27 protein-coding genes are annotated in these 15,846 nt (G+C 41.9%); 18 read left to right on the top strand and 9 right to left on the bottom strand.

From position 1 onward, the window contains the following. Nucleotides 1–176: 176 nt before the first annotated feature. Nucleotides 177–320, bottom strand: coding sequence for a hypothetical protein (locus A3EO_RS13385; RefSeq protein ID WP_018346897.1), 144 nt, complete (start codon nucleotides 318–320; stop codon nucleotides 177–179). Between the two features lie 7 nt (nucleotides 321–327). Between A3EO_RS13385 and A3EO_RS0109065 the strand changes: the two genes are divergently transcribed. From A3EO_RS0109065 to A3EO_RS0108980, 18 genes are all read left to right on the top strand, one after another. Further along, entirely contained in the window at nucleotides 328–1,092 is a 765-nt protein-coding gene (locus tag A3EO_RS0109065) for a hypothetical protein (RefSeq protein WP_026211084.1), read from the top strand. Next, nucleotides 1,076–1,210 carry a hypothetical protein gene (locus A3EO_RS13810; protein WP_018346896.1) on the top strand — a complete coding sequence of 45 codons (135 nt, stop codon included), beginning with the start codon at nucleotides 1,076–1,078 and terminating at the stop codon, nucleotides 1,208–1,210. The genes A3EO_RS0109065 and A3EO_RS13810 overlap by 17 nt, the downstream gene beginning before the upstream one ends. Before the next feature lie 73 nt (nucleotides 1,211–1,283). Then, entirely contained in the window at nucleotides 1,284–1,628 is a 345-nt protein-coding gene (locus tag A3EO_RS0109055) for a type II toxin-antitoxin system RelE/ParE family toxin (protein WP_018346895.1), read from the top strand. 2 nt (nucleotides 1,629–1,630) lie between these two features. Next, nucleotides 1,631–1,927 carry a NadS family protein gene (nadS, locus tag A3EO_RS0109050; RefSeq protein WP_013745042.1) on the top strand — a complete coding sequence of 99 codons (297 nt, stop codon included), beginning with the start codon at nucleotides 1,631–1,633 and terminating at the stop codon, nucleotides 1,925–1,927. A gap of 125 nt (nucleotides 1,928–2,052) precedes the next feature. Beyond that, on the top strand, nucleotides 2,053–2,694 hold the full coding sequence (locus tag A3EO_RS0109045) for a phage baseplate assembly protein V (protein ID WP_018346894.1): 642 nt from the start codon (nucleotides 2,053–2,055) through the stop codon (nucleotides 2,692–2,694). Further along, entirely contained in the window at nucleotides 2,684–2,995 is a 312-nt protein-coding gene (locus A3EO_RS0109040) for a GPW/gp25 family protein (RefSeq protein WP_018346893.1), read from the top strand. The genes A3EO_RS0109045 and A3EO_RS0109040 overlap by 11 nt, the downstream gene beginning before the upstream one ends. Then, a complete protein-coding gene (locus A3EO_RS0109035; RefSeq protein ID WP_018346892.1) occupies nucleotides 2,996–3,907 on the top strand; it encodes a baseplate assembly protein in 912 nt (303 codons plus the stop codon). It abuts the gene before it with no gap. Then, a complete protein-coding gene (locus tag A3EO_RS0109030; protein ID WP_018346891.1) occupies nucleotides 3,900–4,439 on the top strand; it encodes a phage tail protein I in 540 nt (179 codons plus the stop codon). Before A3EO_RS0109035 ends, A3EO_RS0109030 begins: the two co-directional genes overlap by 8 nt. 18 nt (nucleotides 4,440–4,457) lie before the next feature. After that, nucleotides 4,458–5,870: a phage tail protein gene (locus A3EO_RS0109025; protein ID WP_018346890.1), complete on the top strand. Its 1,413-nt coding sequence runs from the start codon at nucleotides 4,458–4,460 to the stop codon at nucleotides 5,868–5,870. Between the two features lie 11 nt (nucleotides 5,871–5,881). Further along, nucleotides 5,882–6,322, top strand: coding sequence for a DUF4376 domain-containing protein (locus A3EO_RS0109020; protein ID WP_026211083.1), 441 nt, complete (start codon nucleotides 5,882–5,884; stop codon nucleotides 6,320–6,322). Then, nucleotides 6,315–6,458: a hypothetical protein gene (locus A3EO_RS13725; RefSeq protein WP_233432266.1), complete on the top strand. Its 144-nt coding sequence runs from the start codon at nucleotides 6,315–6,317 to the stop codon at nucleotides 6,456–6,458. Before A3EO_RS0109020 ends, A3EO_RS13725 begins: the two co-directional genes overlap by 8 nt. Continuing rightward, the gene (locus tag A3EO_RS0109010; protein ID WP_018346889.1) at nucleotides 6,421–6,705 is read left to right on the top strand and encodes a hypothetical protein; all 285 of its coding nucleotides are present in this window, start codon (nucleotides 6,421–6,423) and stop codon (nucleotides 6,703–6,705) included. The genes A3EO_RS13725 and A3EO_RS0109010 overlap by 38 nt, the downstream gene beginning before the upstream one ends. Nucleotides 6,706–6,869: 164 nt before the next feature. Continuing rightward, nucleotides 6,870–8,069 (top strand): phage tail sheath protein, encoded by a 1,200-nt coding sequence (locus A3EO_RS0109005; RefSeq protein WP_018346888.1) that lies wholly within the window; start codon nucleotides 6,870–6,872, stop codon nucleotides 8,067–8,069. A 13-nt stretch (nucleotides 8,070–8,082) separates the two neighbouring features. Then, nucleotides 8,083–8,589 carry a phage major tail tube protein gene (locus A3EO_RS0109000; RefSeq protein WP_013745033.1) on the top strand — a complete coding sequence of 169 codons (507 nt, stop codon included), beginning with the start codon at nucleotides 8,083–8,085 and terminating at the stop codon, nucleotides 8,587–8,589. Between the two features lie 41 nt (nucleotides 8,590–8,630). Then, a complete protein-coding gene (locus A3EO_RS0108995; RefSeq protein ID WP_018346887.1) occupies nucleotides 8,631–8,963 on the top strand; it encodes a phage tail assembly protein in 333 nt (110 codons plus the stop codon). A gap of 44 nt (nucleotides 8,964–9,007) precedes the next feature. Next, a complete protein-coding gene (locus tag A3EO_RS13180) occupies nucleotides 9,008–9,118 on the top strand; it encodes a GpE family phage tail protein (protein ID WP_406600122.1) in 111 nt (36 codons plus the stop codon). 3 nt (nucleotides 9,119–9,121) lie between these two features. After that, entirely contained in the window at nucleotides 9,122–9,559 is a 438-nt protein-coding gene (locus A3EO_RS0108985; RefSeq protein WP_026211080.1) for a phage tail protein, read from the top strand. Next, on the top strand, nucleotides 9,556–10,695 hold the full coding sequence (locus A3EO_RS0108980) for a phage late control D family protein (protein ID WP_018346885.1): 1,140 nt from the start codon (nucleotides 9,556–9,558) through the stop codon (nucleotides 10,693–10,695). The genes A3EO_RS0108985 and A3EO_RS0108980 overlap by 4 nt, the downstream gene beginning before the upstream one ends. Here the strand turns inward: A3EO_RS0108980 and A3EO_RS0108975 are convergent. From A3EO_RS0108975 to A3EO_RS0108940, 8 genes are all read right to left on the bottom strand, one after another. Then, entirely contained in the window at nucleotides 10,692–11,144 is a 453-nt protein-coding gene (locus A3EO_RS0108975) for a hypothetical protein (protein WP_013745028.1), read from the bottom strand. The genes A3EO_RS0108980 and A3EO_RS0108975 overlap by 4 nt on opposite strands. Before the next feature lie 268 nt (nucleotides 11,145–11,412). After that, the gene (locus A3EO_RS0108970; protein ID WP_018346884.1) at nucleotides 11,413–12,228 is read right to left on the bottom strand and encodes a DNA adenine methylase; all 816 of its coding nucleotides are present in this window, start codon (nucleotides 12,226–12,228) and stop codon (nucleotides 11,413–11,415) included. A 43-nt stretch (nucleotides 12,229–12,271) separates the two neighbouring features. After that, nucleotides 12,272–13,642: a hypothetical protein gene (locus A3EO_RS12875; protein WP_018346883.1), complete on the bottom strand. Its 1,371-nt coding sequence runs from the start codon at nucleotides 13,640–13,642 to the stop codon at nucleotides 12,272–12,274. A gap of 239 nt (nucleotides 13,643–13,881) precedes the next feature. Further along, complete coding sequence (locus A3EO_RS0108960) at nucleotides 13,882–14,271, bottom strand: hypothetical protein (RefSeq protein ID WP_018346882.1); 390 nt, start codon at nucleotides 14,269–14,271, stop codon at nucleotides 13,882–13,884. Between the two features lie 113 nt (nucleotides 14,272–14,384). Beyond that, nucleotides 14,385–14,534: a hypothetical protein gene (locus A3EO_RS13375; protein WP_018346881.1), complete on the bottom strand. Its 150-nt coding sequence runs from the start codon at nucleotides 14,532–14,534 to the stop codon at nucleotides 14,385–14,387. 26 nt (nucleotides 14,535–14,560) lie between these two features. After that, nucleotides 14,561–14,767 (bottom strand): excalibur calcium-binding domain-containing protein, encoded by a 207-nt coding sequence (locus A3EO_RS0108950; RefSeq protein WP_026211078.1) that lies wholly within the window; start codon nucleotides 14,765–14,767, stop codon nucleotides 14,561–14,563. Between the two features lie 23 nt (nucleotides 14,768–14,790). Then, complete coding sequence (locus tag A3EO_RS0108945) at nucleotides 14,791–15,489, bottom strand: LexA family transcriptional regulator (protein WP_018346879.1); 699 nt, start codon at nucleotides 15,487–15,489, stop codon at nucleotides 14,791–14,793. Nucleotides 15,490–15,581: 92 nt separating this feature from the next. Continuing rightward, nucleotides 15,582–15,846: IS1595 family transposase (locus A3EO_RS0108940; protein WP_018346878.1), on the bottom strand; the 265-nt coding region annotated here is incomplete at its 5' end.

Genomic DNA, 15,846 nt, shown 5'->3' with positions numbered 1-15,846 from the left:
GCTTGGGCAACAGAATAACCTTGCTCGGTGACTAATTTTACCGCGGCAACTTTGTAGTCCGGGCTAAATGTTCTTCTCATCTTAATATCCTCTTTTTGTGATAGTTTACCACCTATTGAGGACTGCAAAATTAGTGTACCGCTACATTTTAAAAATATTTCAACAGGAATAAAAACTCACATAATCGCCATAATATTAAATTTTAAATTATTAGGTGGAAAAGTAAAAAAACTCTCATTCTGGATAAATTCAGTAAAAAATTTATTTAAGTTCGCATTTGCTCCACTAAGTTTTCTATTAGCCCCTATTGTTTCAGCCATTAGCTTTTTGCTTTCTCCAATCGGATTACTCGTTGCTGCATTGGTTGGTGCTGGTGTTGTCATTTACCGCAATTGGGAAAAAGTGCGGGCATTTTTTGGCGGATTTTGGGAAGGCTTAAAATCAGGGCTTGCTCCTGTGATTGAAAAATTCAAGCCATTAGGCGATCTCTTTGGTGTTGTGGTCGGTTGGGTTGAAAAAGCGGTGAAATGGTTTACTGATTTACTTTCACCGGTGCAGAGTACATCGAAAGATTTGGATAGCGCAGCGGCAGCAGGTAAAAAATTTGGCGAATGGCTTGCTAAAGGAATTGATTTGGTAACAAAACCGTTGCAATGGTTGATGAATAGCATTAAGTGGGTTATTGATAATATGCCGTCTATCAATGAAAATACAGAAGCGAAACAAGAAGAGCTACAAAAAGGTGTGCGACAATTCCACGGTGGCGCCAATATATTAATGGATACGGCAGGACGAGATGTGTTAAAGCAACAAATCGCCTCGTCTGATTTACCGGGACGCGCCACCGGCGGCTACACCGGCAACGGCGGTAAATATGATCCTGCCGGCATTGTACACCGTGGCGAGTTTGTGTTTAGCAAAGCGGCAACGTCACGATTGGGCGTAGGTTTTTTATCCAGCTTGCACAGTGCAAAAACAGCAAAAGCCGGAATGATAGCGGCAGGGTTGGCAAGCAGTGTGGCAACCGACGATTGCGACAGTGCAACCAACGCAGCAGACTGCGCAAGCGGCACCGATGACGGTATCCATTAATATCAATGCACAGGGCGGTGATGCTAATGCTATCGCTAAAGCAGTGCGGCAAGAACTTGAGAAGGTGCAGCAACAACAGCAGGCAAGAGCACGCAGCCGTTTAGTCGGCAGAGGTTAAGGGCGAAAGCCCTTTTATTTCTCGCTTGACATTGTACAGGGTACAAATTACGATATATTCATAGGAGATAAATATGAATACAGATAAATTTATTACCTTTATCGAAACGCCGATTTTTGAAGAAGATAGAAAAGCCTTGCTTTCTGACGAGGAATATCAGGCATTTCAAGCCTATATGTTAGATAACTTTCATTTAGGTGATTTTATTCAGCATACCGGTGGTTGCCAAAAGATCAGGTGGAAATTATCAGGTAACAATAAAGGTAAAAGTGGCGGTGTAAGAATTATCTATTACTCGCTCACAGCTAAAGGAAAGTTATATTTATTGATGATGTATCCAAAGAGTGAAAAAGATAATATGAATGCCGCAGAAAAAGCGATTTTAAAAGCAATTGTTGATCAATTAAAAGGAGATTAAAAATGGATAAAAAATTATTTGATCGTTTAGTTAAAAGTGCTGAACAAATGGTTGCTATTGAAAAAGGTGAAATGCAATCTGCTCCTCATACTGTAACCACATTCCGCATTCCTGATGTGAAAAAAATCCGCGCCAACACGCATTTAAAGCAAAATGAATTTGCGGATTTATTAGGCGTAAGTACTGCATTAGTGCAATCTTGGGAAACTTCTCGTCGTGTGCCGAATGGTCCGGCGTTAAAATTGCTGAACATCATTGAGCAACAACCACAAATTATTGATACGTTAAGAGCAATTTAATTATCATCAAAAAGCAAGCCACGCTTGCTTTTTTGTTATCCTCAAATCCACATCGCAAACTGCTACCTTCTCCAGCTAAATTTTCTAACAATGACGCTATTCATTAAGCTGTAATGGAGCGCTTTATGTCCGCAGAAAATAACCACAGAATTGAAAACCTGATCCGCTATGGCGTGATTGCCGAAGTGGATTGTACTAAACGACGTGCCAGAGCAAAATCAGGCAATATTTTAACGGATTGGTTGCCGTTTTTGACTTTTCGCGCCGGAACAACCAGAAGTTGGTCACCGGTGACGGTGGGTGAACAATGTTTGATTTTGGCGGAAGGCGGTGACTTAACGACGGCAACGTTGCTCGCCGGCGTCTATAGCTTGGCTTTTGATACGCCCAGCGTAAGCCCTGATGAACACGTGATCGTGTTCGCTGATGGTGCGAGTGTTGTTTACAACCAAAAAACACACGCTTTAACGGTGAGCGGTGTTGCCACCGCAAAAATCAGCGCAAGCACCAGTGTGACGCTGGAAACGCCGGTGGTGAAATGTACGCAGGATTTGGAAGTGGCGCAAAACGTGCTGATTGGCGGTAATTTATCAATGACAGGCAAAAGCGGCGGCGGTAATGCCTCGATTAAGGGAAATGTGGATATTCAAGGCGGTGTCACTAGCGGCAGCGATGTGGTCGCCGGCGGTATTTCGTTGCAGAAACATACGCATCCGGGTGATAGCGGCGGCACAACAGGGAAAGCGCAACGGCGCAATGATCATTGACGAAGTTGAGCATATTCGCCAGTCAGTACGAGATATTGTTATCGCTGCTATCGGCACCAGATTGCAGCGGCGAGATTACGGCAGTTATCTTTATCAGTTGATAGATAAGCCGGTTAATCAGGCGTTGTTGTTGCAGCTGTCGGCGGTTTGTGTCAGTGCGCTGCGACGATGGGAGCCACGTATTGATATTGAGCGTTTTATGGTGAGGGTGGAGCAAAACAAAGTGGTGGCAGAGTTGTGGGCGGTGTTGAAAGGCACGCAACAGTCGCTGGTTGCATCATTGGTATTAAGAGAGGTTTAAATGTCGGAGTTAGTTGATTTATCAAAAATTCCGCAGCCGGATTTTATTGAGCCGTTAAATTTTGAAGCGATTTTTAATGCGAGAAAGGCGGCATTTTTGAATTTAATTGAAGATGAAGCACAAAAAGCGGTGTGGCAAACTCGATTGGCATTGGAAAGCGAGCCGGTGGTGATGTTATTGCAAGAAAACGCCTACCGTGAATTATTGCTTAGACAGCGTATTAACAACGGCGCGCTGTCGGTGTCGCTGGCACACGCCGCCGGTGCGGATCTGGATGCAGTTGCTGTCAATTACAATGTGGCTCGTCTGGTGGTGCAGCAGGCGGACAACAGTGTTGAGCCGCCGATTGCGGAAATTTTAGAAAGCGATGAAGCGTTGCGTTACCGGGTGCAATTGGCTTTTGACAGTATCAGCACTGCCGGTGCGAAGTCCGGCTATCGTTATCACGCCTTGAGTTGTGATGGGCGCGTGGCAGATGTGGATGTGTTCAGTCCGCAGCCTTGTTGTGTGACGGTGTCGGTGTTGTCGGTGGCAAATGACGGTCAAGCGGACAGCAGTTTGATTGAAAAGGTTAAACAGGCATTAAATGATGATAATGTGCGACCGGTTGCCGATCGGGTGACGGTGCAATCGGCACAAATACATCGTTATCAAGTGAGCGCAAAACTTTATTGTCGACGTGGCCCGGAACAGCAGCCGATTAAACAGTTGGCAGAAAAACGCTTGCTCGATTTTGTCGGACGAAAAGCCAGATTGGGCATTGATATTAATATTTCTGCATTACACGCCGTGTTGCACGTTGAAGGTGTGCAGCGTGTTGAAGTGTTGGCGCCAAGTGAAAATATCGTATTGGCGCACGACCAAGCCGGTTATTGCGAAGCGGTGCATTTAGAGGTGGTTGTTGATGAATAACAAACAGGCATTGTTGCCGCCGGGAGCAAGCCGTTTAGCGCGACAAGCTGCTGAAATATGTGCGGCTGCCGAGGCAGTTAATTTTGATTATAGCGATTTGTGGAATGCGGACAAATGCCCTGAAGCGTTGTTGCCTTTTTTGGCGTGGGCGTTATCGGTCGATTACTGGGAGGAACGTTGGAGCGAAGCGCAAAAAAGAATGGCAATTAAAGCGGCGTTCGCCAGCCATCGGCAAAAAGGAACGATTGTTGCGCTCAAGCGGATTATTGAGCCGTTTGGCTTTTTAACGGAATTAAAAGAGTGGTTTCAAACCCAACCGCAAGGCGTGGCAGGCACATTTAGCCTCACCATTGAAGTGTCGGAAACCGGCTTGAACGAACAAACCTATAACGAGTTGGTGCGATTGATTAATGATGTGAAACCGGTGTCGCGGCATTTAACCAGCCTTGCGATTGCGGTTTCACCTGTAGGCGCACTGAATTTTTTTATTGGACAAAACGCAGGCGAAATTATCAGCGTTTATCCCCGTTAATCCGAACAAGGAATTTTTATGGCGAAACAGTATTATTCGGTCTTAACTGATTACGGCACGCAAGTGATTGCCGGTGCCATTGCACGCAAACAGCCTTTGCAAATCACGCAAATGGCAGTGGGTGATGGTAACGGGAGGGCAACCACACCAAATAGCCGTAATACAGGCTTGGTGCGTGAAGTGCATCGTGCCGATATTAGTGCTATCTCCGTTGATCCGCGTAACGACAAGCAAATTATTTTTGAGTTGACTATCCCTGAAAATGTGGGCGGCTTTTGGATTAGGGAGATGGGGATTTTTGATAACCAAAATCGCCTTGTGGCTTATGCCAACTGCCCTGATAGCTTTAAACCCGAATTAACCAGTGGCAGCGGCAAAGTGCAAGTGGTGAGAATGATCTTGTTGGTTAGCTCATCAGATGCGATTACCCTTAAAGTGGATGACAGCGTGATTTTCGTTACCCGTGGCCAACTCACCCCGAAAGCCATCACCGCAACCAGTCAAAATGCGGTGGACGAAAGTGGCCACAGCCACGAAATCGACAAAGCCAGCACCAGCCAAGCGGGTATTGTTACGTTGGACAGCAGCATAGACAGCGAGGCAGAAAATAAAGCAGCTACGCCGAAAGCAGTTAAAACCGCCTATGACAAAGCCAAAGCAGCTGATGACAACGCTAACACTCGCGTCAGTAAAAGTGGCGGCACGGTTACTGGGGATATTTTTATAAAGCGGGGTGATTGGAGTGCTGTTAATTGTATTAATAGTGCGGGTAATTTATTAATGCTTGAGGTTAATCCGGAAAGTGACAGCAAGTCATTTGGGGCACTTGTATATCGTAATGGGACAAATGGTGGAAATATATCAAAGCTATCATTGCCGAAAGTGTCAGGCACACTCATTACAAAAGAAGATGTCGGTAAGACTTACAGATCATTAAGCGATAACGCCTTTGATGCAAAATATGGCGGGCTAAGATTAATCTCTCAAACAGGCAATTATGCGCAGTTACATCTTGGTGGCACGGACTGCACAGTTATATTTGAGCAGCAGCCCGATAGCAAAGATTACAATTTAAGCATTTTTACGGAGAAAAACGGTGCGCGACCATACGGTTATTTTAACATTCCGAAAAAAGGCGGAATGGCTATTACAGACAAAGATTATCAATGTAAAACCGGTAAGAACGGATGGATTAAGTTGCCAAATGGCGTGATTTTACAATGGTTTGAAGGCAGTTCAGACCAATATAAAATAAAAAATAATCGCTTCCCAATCCCATTTCCGAATTCTTGTTTCCACGTCTTTGTGACCGATTTAGCTTACGCAAATACGGCTGATAGAATGAGTGTAAAGAGTTGGAATAATTCTGGCGTTGATGTATACGGAATAGATGGGACGGGATCTGTTAGTCTGTTTGCGATCGGTAACTGATGGGGTGTGAGATGGATTATTATTTTGACAGTAAAACCTTAAATTTTTATCCGGCTGAATTAATTGATAATTATAGTGATATTGATGTCGCGAAAATGGTAAAAGTAACGGAGGATGATTTTAACAAAATTATCAACGGCGACGGTGCACGTGCTGCCGATAGTGACGGCAATCCGATTTTAATTCCGAACGCGCCGAGTGAGTTTCACTGCTGGAATGGTACAGCGTGGGCGCTTTCCAGTGAAGGTGAGGCGGAGTTGCTTGCCCAACAACGAAACCAAATCCGCACGCAAATCAACGCCAAACGCGATGCGTGCGTTAATGGCGGTGTGTATGTGCCGGAGATTGGCAAATGGGTCGATACAGACGAAAAAGGGCGTGCCACACTGGTCGAAATCAAAGCTGATTTTGATTTAAACGGTACACAAGAAGCTAAAAGAATCGATGTTTGAAAACGCCTATATGCACAAAATTTTACTGGAGCAGGCAGAAAAACCGCTTGAGTATGACTGGTCGATCGGTTGGGCAAAAACCTTTGAGGAGTATCAAAATGAACAACAAGCTAAAGCAGCTAAAACAGAAGAGTAAACGGTGGGGCTATCACGTGTTGATAGCGATTGACCAACTTTGCAACGCCCTAACAGGCGGCGGGGCTGATGAAACCTTTTCCAGCCGTTGCTACCGCCGAGCGGTACTTGCCGACAAGCCCAAAGCCCGTTGGCGTTTTTGGTTTCGCTTTGTCAATGCCTTGTTTCGCGATCCGAAACATTGTCAAACGGCGTATGAAAGCGAGCTGAAGCGGCGACAGTATCCAGAGGATTTTGAGGTGATTTAATTTATTGTTTAAGGCGATCTTGTGGTCGCCTTTTTTGTTTTAGTGTGCTTAAGCGTCGATGATTGGGGGTTGTGAGGTGTTTAATCACATTTGGCATTGATAGCGTTTGCGCATACCTCGTTACACAATAAGCGTTAAGTTTGGTTTTGCTTAAGGAGCAGAGAATGTCAGAAGAGTATTTGCACGGTGTCAGAGTCAATGAAATCACAGAGGGCGTGCGCAGTATTCAAACGGTGTCAACCGCGATTATCGGTTTGGTTGCGACAGCAAGTGACGCAGATGAAGAAACATTCCCTTTGAATAAGGCGGTGTTGTTGACCAATCTGCAGGCTTATATCGCTAAAGCCGGTAAAAAAGGCACTTTAGCACGCGCGTTGGACGGCATTGCCGATATCGTGAATTGTAAAGTGATTGTGGTGCGTGTGCCAGAATCAACACACGATGAATCAACAGAATCAGAAGAATATACGGCAGAGATGAATGCCAATATTATCGGTATCACCGATGAAAACGGCAATTACACCGGAATGAAGGCGTTGCTTACGGCATCGGTTAAATATGGGATTAAACCACGTATTTTGTGCGTGCCGAAGCACGACACCAAAGAAGTTGCGGTTGAATTGGCAGCGTTAGCGGCGAAGATGAACGCCTTTGCGTATCTCTCTTGTTACGGTTGCAAAACCAAAGAGGAAGTCATTACTTATCGCAAGAATTTCTCACAACGTGAAGTGATGTTGATTTTTGGTGATTTTATCTCTTTTAATCCGATCACGTTGCAAAACGAGGTGGATTATGCGGTAGTGCGTGCGGCGGCAGTGCGCGCTTATTTAGACAAAGAGCAGGGTTGGCATACCTCAATTTCTAACAAGGCGATCAACGGCGTTTCCGGCGTGACCAAAGAGATTTACTTTGATATTAACGACAGCTCAACGGACGTGAATTTCTTGAATGAAAAAGGGATCACTTGCTGTATCAATTATAACGGTTTTCGCTTCTGGGGCTTGCGCACTTGTTCGGATGAGCCGAAATTTAAATTTGAGGTTTACACTCGCACCGCACAAGTGTTGAAAGATACGATTGCACAATCTTTTGACTGGGCAATGGCTAAAGATATGTCAGTGACGCTTGTGAAAGATATTATTGAAGGGATCAATGCAAAATGGCGTGATTTAACCACTAAAGGAATGTTGATGGGTGGCACGGCTTGGATTACGGCAGATCTCAATTCAAAAGAGAATCTATCAGACGGTAAGTTGACGATTGATTATGACTATACACCGGTGCCACCGTTGGAGCAGTTGGGCTTTAATCAACGCTTTACGGACAGTTATCTTGTCAACTTTGTTGATAGTGTGAATGGGTAAGGAGGGGTGAACAATGGCAATGCCAAGAAAATTAAAAATGATGAATTTGTTTGTTGACGGCAATAAATACGCCGGACAGGCAACAGAGATCACGCTGCCGAAGTTGGCAATGAAGACGGAAGAGTTTCGCGCCGGCGGAATGATTGGTGCGGTGGATGTCAATTTAGGGCTGGAAAAGCTGGAGTGCGAGGTCAAAATGGGCGGCTATATGACCGAGTTTATTCGCCAATTTGCCGGTGGTATTTCCGGCACGCCGTTGCGTTTTGCCGGCAGTTATCAGGATGATGAAACCGAAGAGGTGACCGCAATTGAAGTGGTGATGCGCGGACGTTTCACTGAAATTGACAGCGGCAACAGCAAGGTGGGCGATGACACCGAGCAGACCTTCAAAGCTGCGTTGACTTACTGCAAATTATTGGAGAATGGGCGTGAAATTTTTGAAGTGGATATGCTGAATGCGATTTTAAAAGTGGACGGCAAAGACAAATTGGCAGAGCATCGCAAGGCGATTGGGCTTTAAGGATGATTTTTGATATAGGTTAGCTTAATGGAGAAGACAGAATGAAAAAACAAAATGAAGTGGTGACGGTTGCGGCGGCAGAAAATGAGAACGTGAAAAAAGTGGCATTGACACAGGGGTTAAGACGAGGTGACACCACAATTGATGAAATTGAGGTGTTCCGACCAAATGTGATGTCGTTAAAAGGTCTGAAATTAATTGAGGTGTTGAGTGCGGATGTGAATGCGATTGGGGTGTTGTTGCCACGTATTACCTCGCCAAGTTTAAGCAAAGCGGAAGTGCAGGCATTGGATGTAACGGATTTTGTGGAATTAACAACGGCGGTGTTGTCTTTTTTCAACAACAAGGACGAAATGGAAACGATGTACGCTTAACCGTCACCGAAACGGTTGAAGATGCCATTGCGGATATTGCGTTGGTGTTCGGTTGGCAGCCGAGCGAGTTTCAGCAAATGACGCTGGAAGAATTGATGCAATGGCACGAAAAGGCGGTGAACCGTTATCAATATTTACAGCCAAGATGGGAATAGATGATGTTTCAGCAGTTTGCACTTGCGGCGTTGGGGGTGTTTGTTTTTATGCGGCATACCACGCCGTTTCAGTCATTAAGCCGTGAAGTGAGTTGGCGGCATCCGACCAATTCCGTGATTGGGGCGATGCCGAAAACGCAATTTTTAGGCAAAGAGGGTGAGAGCATCACCTTGCAAGGGCGGTTAGCGCCTGAAATTACCGGCGGGCGCATCAGTTTGCAGATGTTGGAAACAATGGCAGAGATGGGCGATGCTTACCCGTTGATTGACGGTGCCAGTTTTGCGTTGATGGGTTATTTTGTGGTGGAGAAAATCAGCGAGGAACGCAGTGAGTTGTTTGGTGACGGTGCGCCGAGATTAATTGATTTTAGCGTGACTTTGAAACGTGTGGATGATCCGTTGGCAGTGCGTCTTTCTGAAATGGTGATGAAATATTTATGATGTGGGGCAACGGTGGGCAGCGGCAACCGATATTTAAATTGACGGTAACCACCAAGCAAAACAACAGCGAGAAAGAGATTACGCAGATTATCAGTGAACGCTTGATATCGGCAACGTTGGATGATAACCGCGGCTTTGAAGCGGATATGTTGTCTATCCAGTTAAGTGATCACGATGGTTTGTTGGCATTGCCACCGTGTGGGGCAGTGCTGCATTTTTGGTTGGGTTTTGCCGACAGTGGATTGGTGGATAAAGGGCGTTATTATGTTGAAGAGATTGAATTCAGCGGTGCGCCTGATACGGTGACATTGCGTGCCAGAGCAGCGGAATTGAGCGGCACGTTGTCCACTCGATATGAGCGTTCTTATCATCAGATTAAAATTAAGACGTTGGTTGAGCAGCTGGCTGCGGAAAACAAGTTAAAGCCGCTTTGTGATGCCGAGTTGGGCGAGCAGGTGATTGAGCATTTAGACCAGCAGAACGAAAGTGCAATTGATTTACTGACGCGCTTAGCGGCGGAATATGATGCGATTGCTACCGTGAAAAACGGTTATTTATTGTTCTTTTTTGCCGGCGCAATGCAAACGGTGAGCGGTAAGCCGTTGCCGTTATTGCAGTTGAGCAAAAGGCAGGGTGACAATTATCGTTTTGCGCAAAATGAGGGGGAGAATTATAAGGCGGTGCGCGCCTATTATTATGACCCTGACAGCGGTAAAAAAGGCGAAGTGGTGATTGATGAGAACAGTCAAATTGAGCGGCAACATCGTATCACTAAAACCGGTAAGCAGAGCAAAGCCAAGCATAATGTGTTGGTGCAGACTAAACCGGTAACCAGTGATGCCGAGCAGATCAAGACGATACGTTTCACTTATAAAAGCTATGCGAGAGCGTTGACCGGCGCGAAATCTGCTTATGATCGGTTAAAGCGTGGGGTGGCGAGTTTTTCGATGACGCTTGCTGAAGGAAATCCGGAGATTATTCCGGAAATGCCGTTGAAGTTGGTTGGCTTTAAGCCGATGATTGACAGCACGCAATGGATTGTTACCAAGGTGACGCACAGTTTGGATGACAACGGTTACACGGCACAGATTGAATGTGAAGTGAAGCCAAGCCCGCCGCAAAATGATGAGCATTAAAAGCGTTTAAGCCGTTGTTTGAAAAAGGCTTTTAATTGCGTTTCTGACCAATCCTGATCAATCATTGCCGAACAATCCGCACCGCTTAACGCTAAACGATAGCCACTTGCACTAAATCTCTTTTGTATTTCTACCGTTTTAAAACGATGAAATAGCCAAGCATTTTTGTCAGCGGTGTAAATCTCACATAAATATTCCGCAATATAACGGGCGTATTCGGCAGAAAATGGATCGCGCCAGATGTGAAAGGTGAGTTTATAGGGGCGGTAGTCGATGTTGCGGTTCAGCTGTTCGGTGACGGAATAACGCGGATTAACCAAGCCTTTGATATCGGCAAATTCCATTGATAGCGAACGTGGCAGCGGTGCGGCGGCAGTGAATAATGAAGTTAGTGCAACTGTTGTGACAGTGATAGTGGCGATGCGTTTTTCTATGCTTTTTTTAATCATTGTTTTTCTCTTTTGGGTGGTGTACGTATATCAATCAGCGTACACGATGTCATTTGCTGAAATTAATTTGTTAATGATATCAAACATCAAGCGTAAAAGTTTATATGAATTCACGGTATTGAGGTGTAGGTTTACTAGTAGCGTGGGGTTGGCGAAACATAAAAAAGCGGTCGATTGACCGCTTTTTTTAAGAAATTAGATAAAATATTGTGAGTTTTTTCTATACTTCCCTCAAAAGAAAGTACAAAGATAGGAAATAATGTAACTGCTATATAATAAGATTATCACTGTAAATAATGATTTCAGTTGCTTTAATTTTCTTATTGACTGAATAGTTCAGAGTATATTCACTTTGGCGATATTGTTGGTACATATATTTGATATTTTGATGATTATCATAAGACACTATCCAAGGAGTCTTTACATTATCTAGTTTCTCCTTGATCAATAAATGATCTTGATGTTTGTAAAAATTACGATAGAGTCCTTGCCCTTTTTCATAATATGGGGGGTCTAAATAAATTAATGAGTTTGCAGGTATAAAACTATCCAGTGTTAGCAACCAAGTTTCAGTATTGTAGTTGGTAACGTGAATTTGGCTCGCCGAATTACCTATACGTTCGATACGTTTAATTAAATCAATCTTATTAAAGCGACAATCAAGCTTATAGTTTCCTATTTGATTTAGCCCGCCTATTACACCCGCTTTTAAAATACCAGAACGATTTGTACGGTTTAGAAAAAACGCTGCAAAACCATGTTCTAATGGAGATAGATCATTTCTTTTAAGTAACGCTTTTTGTTTATGCCATTCTTCAATTGTGATCCTAGTATCATTGATCAAACGAATAAAATCTTCCGTTTGTTCTGTAACTGATTTCCAAAAATGATAGATTGCCAAGTCTAAATCATTGATATGAATATCTGTACAATAATTATTGAATAATAAATCCAGTGCAACTCCTGCGCCTCCTGCGAATGGCTCAACATAATGTCCATTCAAATTATTCCGTTCAATAATTTCTTTTATAGTTGGAGCAAATTTTGCTTTACCACCAGGATAACGTAAGGGGGTGTAATGCATTATAGAATCCTTTTACGAATAAACTAAGGATGATTATAAAATATTATTCTTCATTTGGCCACGGATATTTATTCCAAATAGCAATAATTAAAGGTTTAAGATTATTATGTGCTGCAATACTTTGTTCAAAAGTAATATTATGAGCATAATTATGTAACACATTGTTTAATAAACTTAGAGTACCTACATCTCTATTAGGCTGACATTCATTAATTAAAGTTGAGAGTTCTTTACTTTCTAAATATTCAAGCTCCCCTAACTTCTGTGCAATACCAAGAATTTTAACTCTTAAAATAGAATTTTCCTTGACTTTTTCAGATCTTCCATTCTCATGAAACTGTATGCTGCGGTTTTTTATTAAAAAGTAATCGCAACTTTGCTCAACTAGTGCTCTGAGTAATGCTGCTACTGCATAAGGAGTTTCTGCTACTTTTAATTTTGTTTTTAGTTCTAAATAGACAGATTCAATTTTACTTACTGGAATTTTTAACTCATAGTCAATAAGTCCATTTTGTTTCTTTTTATAAGTAGAATTTCTTGATTGATTCTTATTTGACGACGGCTCTTTTGTAACTGCGCTATTTGTAGTTGAAATTATTCCAGGGAGTAACTCTATTTCTTCAGATAAATAAGATGAGGGAATCTTACCGAGAGATTTTAGGTATTCTAAGTATCTTAAGCGATCTTCTTTGTTTGAACGAGAGCCTATATTATGGGTTTTATTATCAAAATCATTAAAATATTGACGTAATATTTCTTTGAATTCTTCTAATCTAATATTGATTTTTATATTTCTCTCTCTAACACCAGTTAAAATACCAAATGCCTCTCGCACTTCAGGTGTACTTAACATACGTGTAATAGTTGTAATCACTTTTGTAGATTGTTCAGGCTGAATAAACCTATTCTGTAATGAAAACTCTAAAATAGTTAATGCTGCAGCATGATCAGGTTTTCCATCAACTTCTTGCTCAAACCGAGTTTGTTGTTCTGTGCTCCAAGATTTTCTGGCTGTATCTGAACTTGCAGAATGTAATGTCGATAACCAGGGTTGTGCTTCTAACCTGGATTTAAATTGATGAACTTCGATTTTTTTGATTGGAGTATCTATTTTTTGTTTAAGATTATTAAAATATTTTTGATGTTTTTTAGGTGCTAGTAATGGATTTAGTAATAATTTTAATGCACAAATACGTCTATTTCCCTCTAAAACAATTTTTTTCTTATTTTCTTCAGTAATACCAACCAAATCTAATGGGTTAATTAATCCTTTCTCAGCAATATCTTTTGCAAGAGGTTTTATTTTTTCGTTTTCAATAAGAAACGCAATAATTTCCTTTTGATTTTCAATGGGAATATGTCTAGGGTTTTTAGAATCTAAATACAATCTTGTAATACTAAGTGTTTTTCTCATATTATCTCCTTAGATTAGGGAATGGGATCATCACAGCTATATTTGCCTGCGGATAAGGCAGTAAGCTAAAAGTGCAGTGAGAGTTAGGGTGAGTTTTTTCATCTTTATTCAAGTTTTTCAAAAATTTTATGTGGACAGATATCAAAAATTGTGCAAATAAACGTTGATACCAAGAAATCTCTGAGCATTTTTCTTTAGGAAATCCTTCTGCAATTAACTGCTCGTTATAACAAATCTGCTCAAGTACAGATTAACTCTGTTGGCTCCTTACTGTCAATTTCACGTATTTTAGCTATTACTTCATGGATTAGTTGTTCTGATAATTTTTCGGTTAATAGCAATGTTTGTAATCGGGATAAATCATTAATAAAATCGCGATGATCTCGCGCTTTATTGCCAAAACCTATCACCAACGCTAAGCTAGAAACCAGAGCAACAATAACCCCAGAAAGCGTTGCGACTAACTGATTTTCTTGCGTTATTGCGTAAATGACACTTGAGCTAAAAGCTAACCCAATAAAGTTAACCAAACACTCAAAAAATTTGCACCGTTTTGGGTTGTAACGAATTGAACGGTTAATGTCGAATAACAGATCGTTTTTGCTATCTTCTATTTCTGTTTTGTTCATTTTTGTCTTCCTCTTTATATGGACTTGGGCGATGATGGTTAGTATAGTTATCACGCTTACAATAAGAGAAAACAAAGCTGTTGACATAATCGCTTAAGATGTGATCTTGTTGATTACTTTTTATTTTCGTTCTCATCGCGTTTCTTTACTGTACTTTTGTTGATAACGTCATCTCTTTTATAAGGAGATGGTCTATGTTTATAAGTTTCCATAGATATTGAATATTCTTCTTTCTTTATCTGTTTTTCGTTTGTTTTTAACATTTTATTCCTTTGCTCATTTAAAATTATTACCCACACAAACTCTCACAAGGCACGCCGTCTTTATCTCTATCGAGGCGAGATAAGCCGCACTGTTCTAAATGGTATTTAGCCTCTTCGCAAGTGCGCATTTCTTTGCAATAACGTTTGCCGTCATCGCAACTATATTCTTGTTTTGCGGCTAATGCAGATTGGGTGAATAGTAATGCGGTGATGAGAAGTAGTCGTTTTTTCATTGTGCACGCCTGTTTAAAAATAATCACCATTTCTTCATTTTCATTGGTAAACTAAAAACGACGCGACCGTGAATATAGACAGCATCGTTAGCGTGAAGCTCCCACTCTTTATAGGCACGATTATCAGAGATTACAATCATCTTTTTGCCCACTTTTTGCAGTCGTTTCACAAAGGTTTGCTCGTCAAAAGTGAACACATACACGCCGTCTACCGAAAAATAATTTTCTGCGACATCCACATAAAGCAAATCGCCGCTGGTCAACGTTGGCTCCATACTGTCGCCGCTCACTGCAAGGATTTTTAAATTTTTGCCGTCTGTTCTGCCAAATTGCTGACGGAAAAAGGCTAAATCAAATTCTTGTGCTAATAAGCCTTGTTCTGCTCGGGTTAAAAATGTGCCATTGCCGGCACTGGCTTCAAGGTCGAGAATTTCTACTCTAACGGTGTTTGCGGTGGAGGGTGCGCTACGTTCTACGATTTGGATGGTATCAGAAAGAGGAGATTGTTTAATTATCTCTTGATTACCCTCACCGGTCTTTAGCCAAACAGGATCTACATTAAGAAAATTAGCCATTTCTATAATATTTTTTGGATTTTTTGTTGAGCCATTAAGAATTTTATTCATTGATGGTTGAGATATTCCAACTGCTTTAGCAAAGTCAGACTGAGATATATCAAATTGATTTAACAAGGCATTTAATCTATCAGCTAATGTGCACATATCTTTCTCCTTTATCCAAATTTTATAACTAAAACTATAAAAACAAAAATTCATTTGACCATAATTTATTTAGGGGCTGAAGTAGATTAGCGTTAAATCTGACACCATTTCCGCAGGATTTTGAGCTGTTGAGATGGTGTCCCATAGTTGAAACGAAACTCACATTCTTTCAAAAAAAGAGGGAAAGATTTTCGATCAATTCCATTATACTTTCTTAGCACACGCTTTGCTTGATTCCAAAAATTCTCTATCCCATTAATGTGATTTCGCCGCTCAGCAAAATGAGTACTGTGGTTAATTCTATAGTGCGTAAACTCACTAACATCTAGCACATCATAGCTATGATAACAATCTGTA

The organism is Gallibacterium anatis DSM 16844 = F 149 (genome assembly GCF_000379785.1).
GTDB classification, from domain to species: Bacteria; Pseudomonadota; Gammaproteobacteria; order Enterobacterales; family Pasteurellaceae; genus Gallibacterium; species Gallibacterium anatis.
Note: the sequence above shows the minus strand (reverse complement) of the source record. Positions and strands in the feature narration are given on the sequence as shown.

What these genes read in the sequence shown, in the direction of transcription:
- A3EO_RS13810 (WP_018346896.1), top strand. Translation starts at nt 1,076, where the DNA reads ATGACGGTATCCATTAATATCAATGCACAGGGCGGTGATGCTAATGCT.
- A3EO_RS12875 (WP_018346883.1), bottom strand. Translation starts at nt 13,642, where the DNA reads ATGAGAAAAACACTTAGTATTACAAGATTGTATTTAGATTCTAAAAAC.
- A3EO_RS0108970 (WP_018346884.1), bottom strand. Translation starts at nt 12,228, where the DNA reads ATGCATTACACCCCCTTACGTTATCCTGGTGGTAAAGCAAAATTTGCT.
- A3EO_RS0109030 (WP_018346891.1), top strand. Translation starts at nt 3,900, where the DNA reads ATGAATAACAAACAGGCATTGTTGCCGCCGGGAGCAAGCCGTTTAGCG.
- A3EO_RS0108980 (WP_018346885.1), top strand. Translation starts at nt 9,556, where the DNA reads ATGATGTGGGGCAACGGTGGGCAGCGGCAACCGATATTTAAATTGACG.
- A3EO_RS0109025 (WP_018346890.1), top strand. Translation starts at nt 4,458, where the DNA reads ATGGCGAAACAGTATTATTCGGTCTTAACTGATTACGGCACGCAAGTG.
- A3EO_RS0109005 (WP_018346888.1), top strand. Translation starts at nt 6,870, where the DNA reads ATGTCAGAAGAGTATTTGCACGGTGTCAGAGTCAATGAAATCACAGAG.
- A3EO_RS13375 (WP_018346881.1), bottom strand. Translation starts at nt 14,534, where the DNA reads ATGTTAAAAACAAACGAAAAACAGATAAAGAAAGAAGAATATTCAATA.
- A3EO_RS0109045 (WP_018346894.1), top strand. Translation starts at nt 2,053, where the DNA reads ATGTCCGCAGAAAATAACCACAGAATTGAAAACCTGATCCGCTATGGC.
- A3EO_RS0108975 (WP_013745028.1), bottom strand. Translation starts at nt 11,144, where the DNA reads ATGATTAAAAAAAGCATAGAAAAACGCATCGCCACTATCACTGTCACA.
- A3EO_RS0109040 (WP_018346893.1), top strand. Translation starts at nt 2,684, where the DNA reads ATGATCATTGACGAAGTTGAGCATATTCGCCAGTCAGTACGAGATATT.
- A3EO_RS0108960 (WP_018346882.1), bottom strand. Translation starts at nt 14,271, where the DNA reads ATGAACAAAACAGAAATAGAAGATAGCAAAAACGATCTGTTATTCGAC.
- nadS (WP_013745042.1), top strand. Translation starts at nt 1,631, where the DNA reads ATGGATAAAAAATTATTTGATCGTTTAGTTAAAAGTGCTGAACAAATG.
- A3EO_RS0108985 (WP_026211080.1), top strand. Translation starts at nt 9,122, where the DNA reads ATGTTTCAGCAGTTTGCACTTGCGGCGTTGGGGGTGTTTGTTTTTATG.
- A3EO_RS0109055 (WP_018346895.1), top strand. Translation starts at nt 1,284, where the DNA reads ATGAATACAGATAAATTTATTACCTTTATCGAAACGCCGATTTTTGAA.
- A3EO_RS0109000 (WP_013745033.1), top strand. Translation starts at nt 8,083, where the DNA reads ATGGCAATGCCAAGAAAATTAAAAATGATGAATTTGTTTGTTGACGGC.
- A3EO_RS0108950 (WP_026211078.1), bottom strand. Translation starts at nt 14,767, where the DNA reads ATGAAAAAACGACTACTTCTCATCACCGCATTACTATTCACCCAATCT.
- A3EO_RS0109010 (WP_018346889.1), top strand. Translation starts at nt 6,421, where the DNA reads ATGAACAACAAGCTAAAGCAGCTAAAACAGAAGAGTAAACGGTGGGGC.
- A3EO_RS0109020 (WP_026211083.1), top strand. Translation starts at nt 5,882, where the DNA reads ATGGATTATTATTTTGACAGTAAAACCTTAAATTTTTATCCGGCTGAA.
- A3EO_RS0108945 (WP_018346879.1), bottom strand. Translation starts at nt 15,489, where the DNA reads ATGTGCACATTAGCTGATAGATTAAATGCCTTGTTAAATCAATTTGAT.
- A3EO_RS13385 (WP_018346897.1), bottom strand. Translation starts at nt 320, where the DNA reads ATGGCTGAAACAATAGGGGCTAATAGAAAACTTAGTGGAGCAAATGCG.
- A3EO_RS13725 (WP_233432266.1), top strand. Translation starts at nt 6,315, where the DNA reads ATGTTTGAAAACGCCTATATGCACAAAATTTTACTGGAGCAGGCAGAA.
- A3EO_RS0109035 (WP_018346892.1), top strand. Translation starts at nt 2,996, where the DNA reads ATGTCGGAGTTAGTTGATTTATCAAAAATTCCGCAGCCGGATTTTATT.
- A3EO_RS0108995 (WP_018346887.1), top strand. Translation starts at nt 8,631, where the DNA reads ATGAAAAAACAAAATGAAGTGGTGACGGTTGCGGCGGCAGAAAATGAG.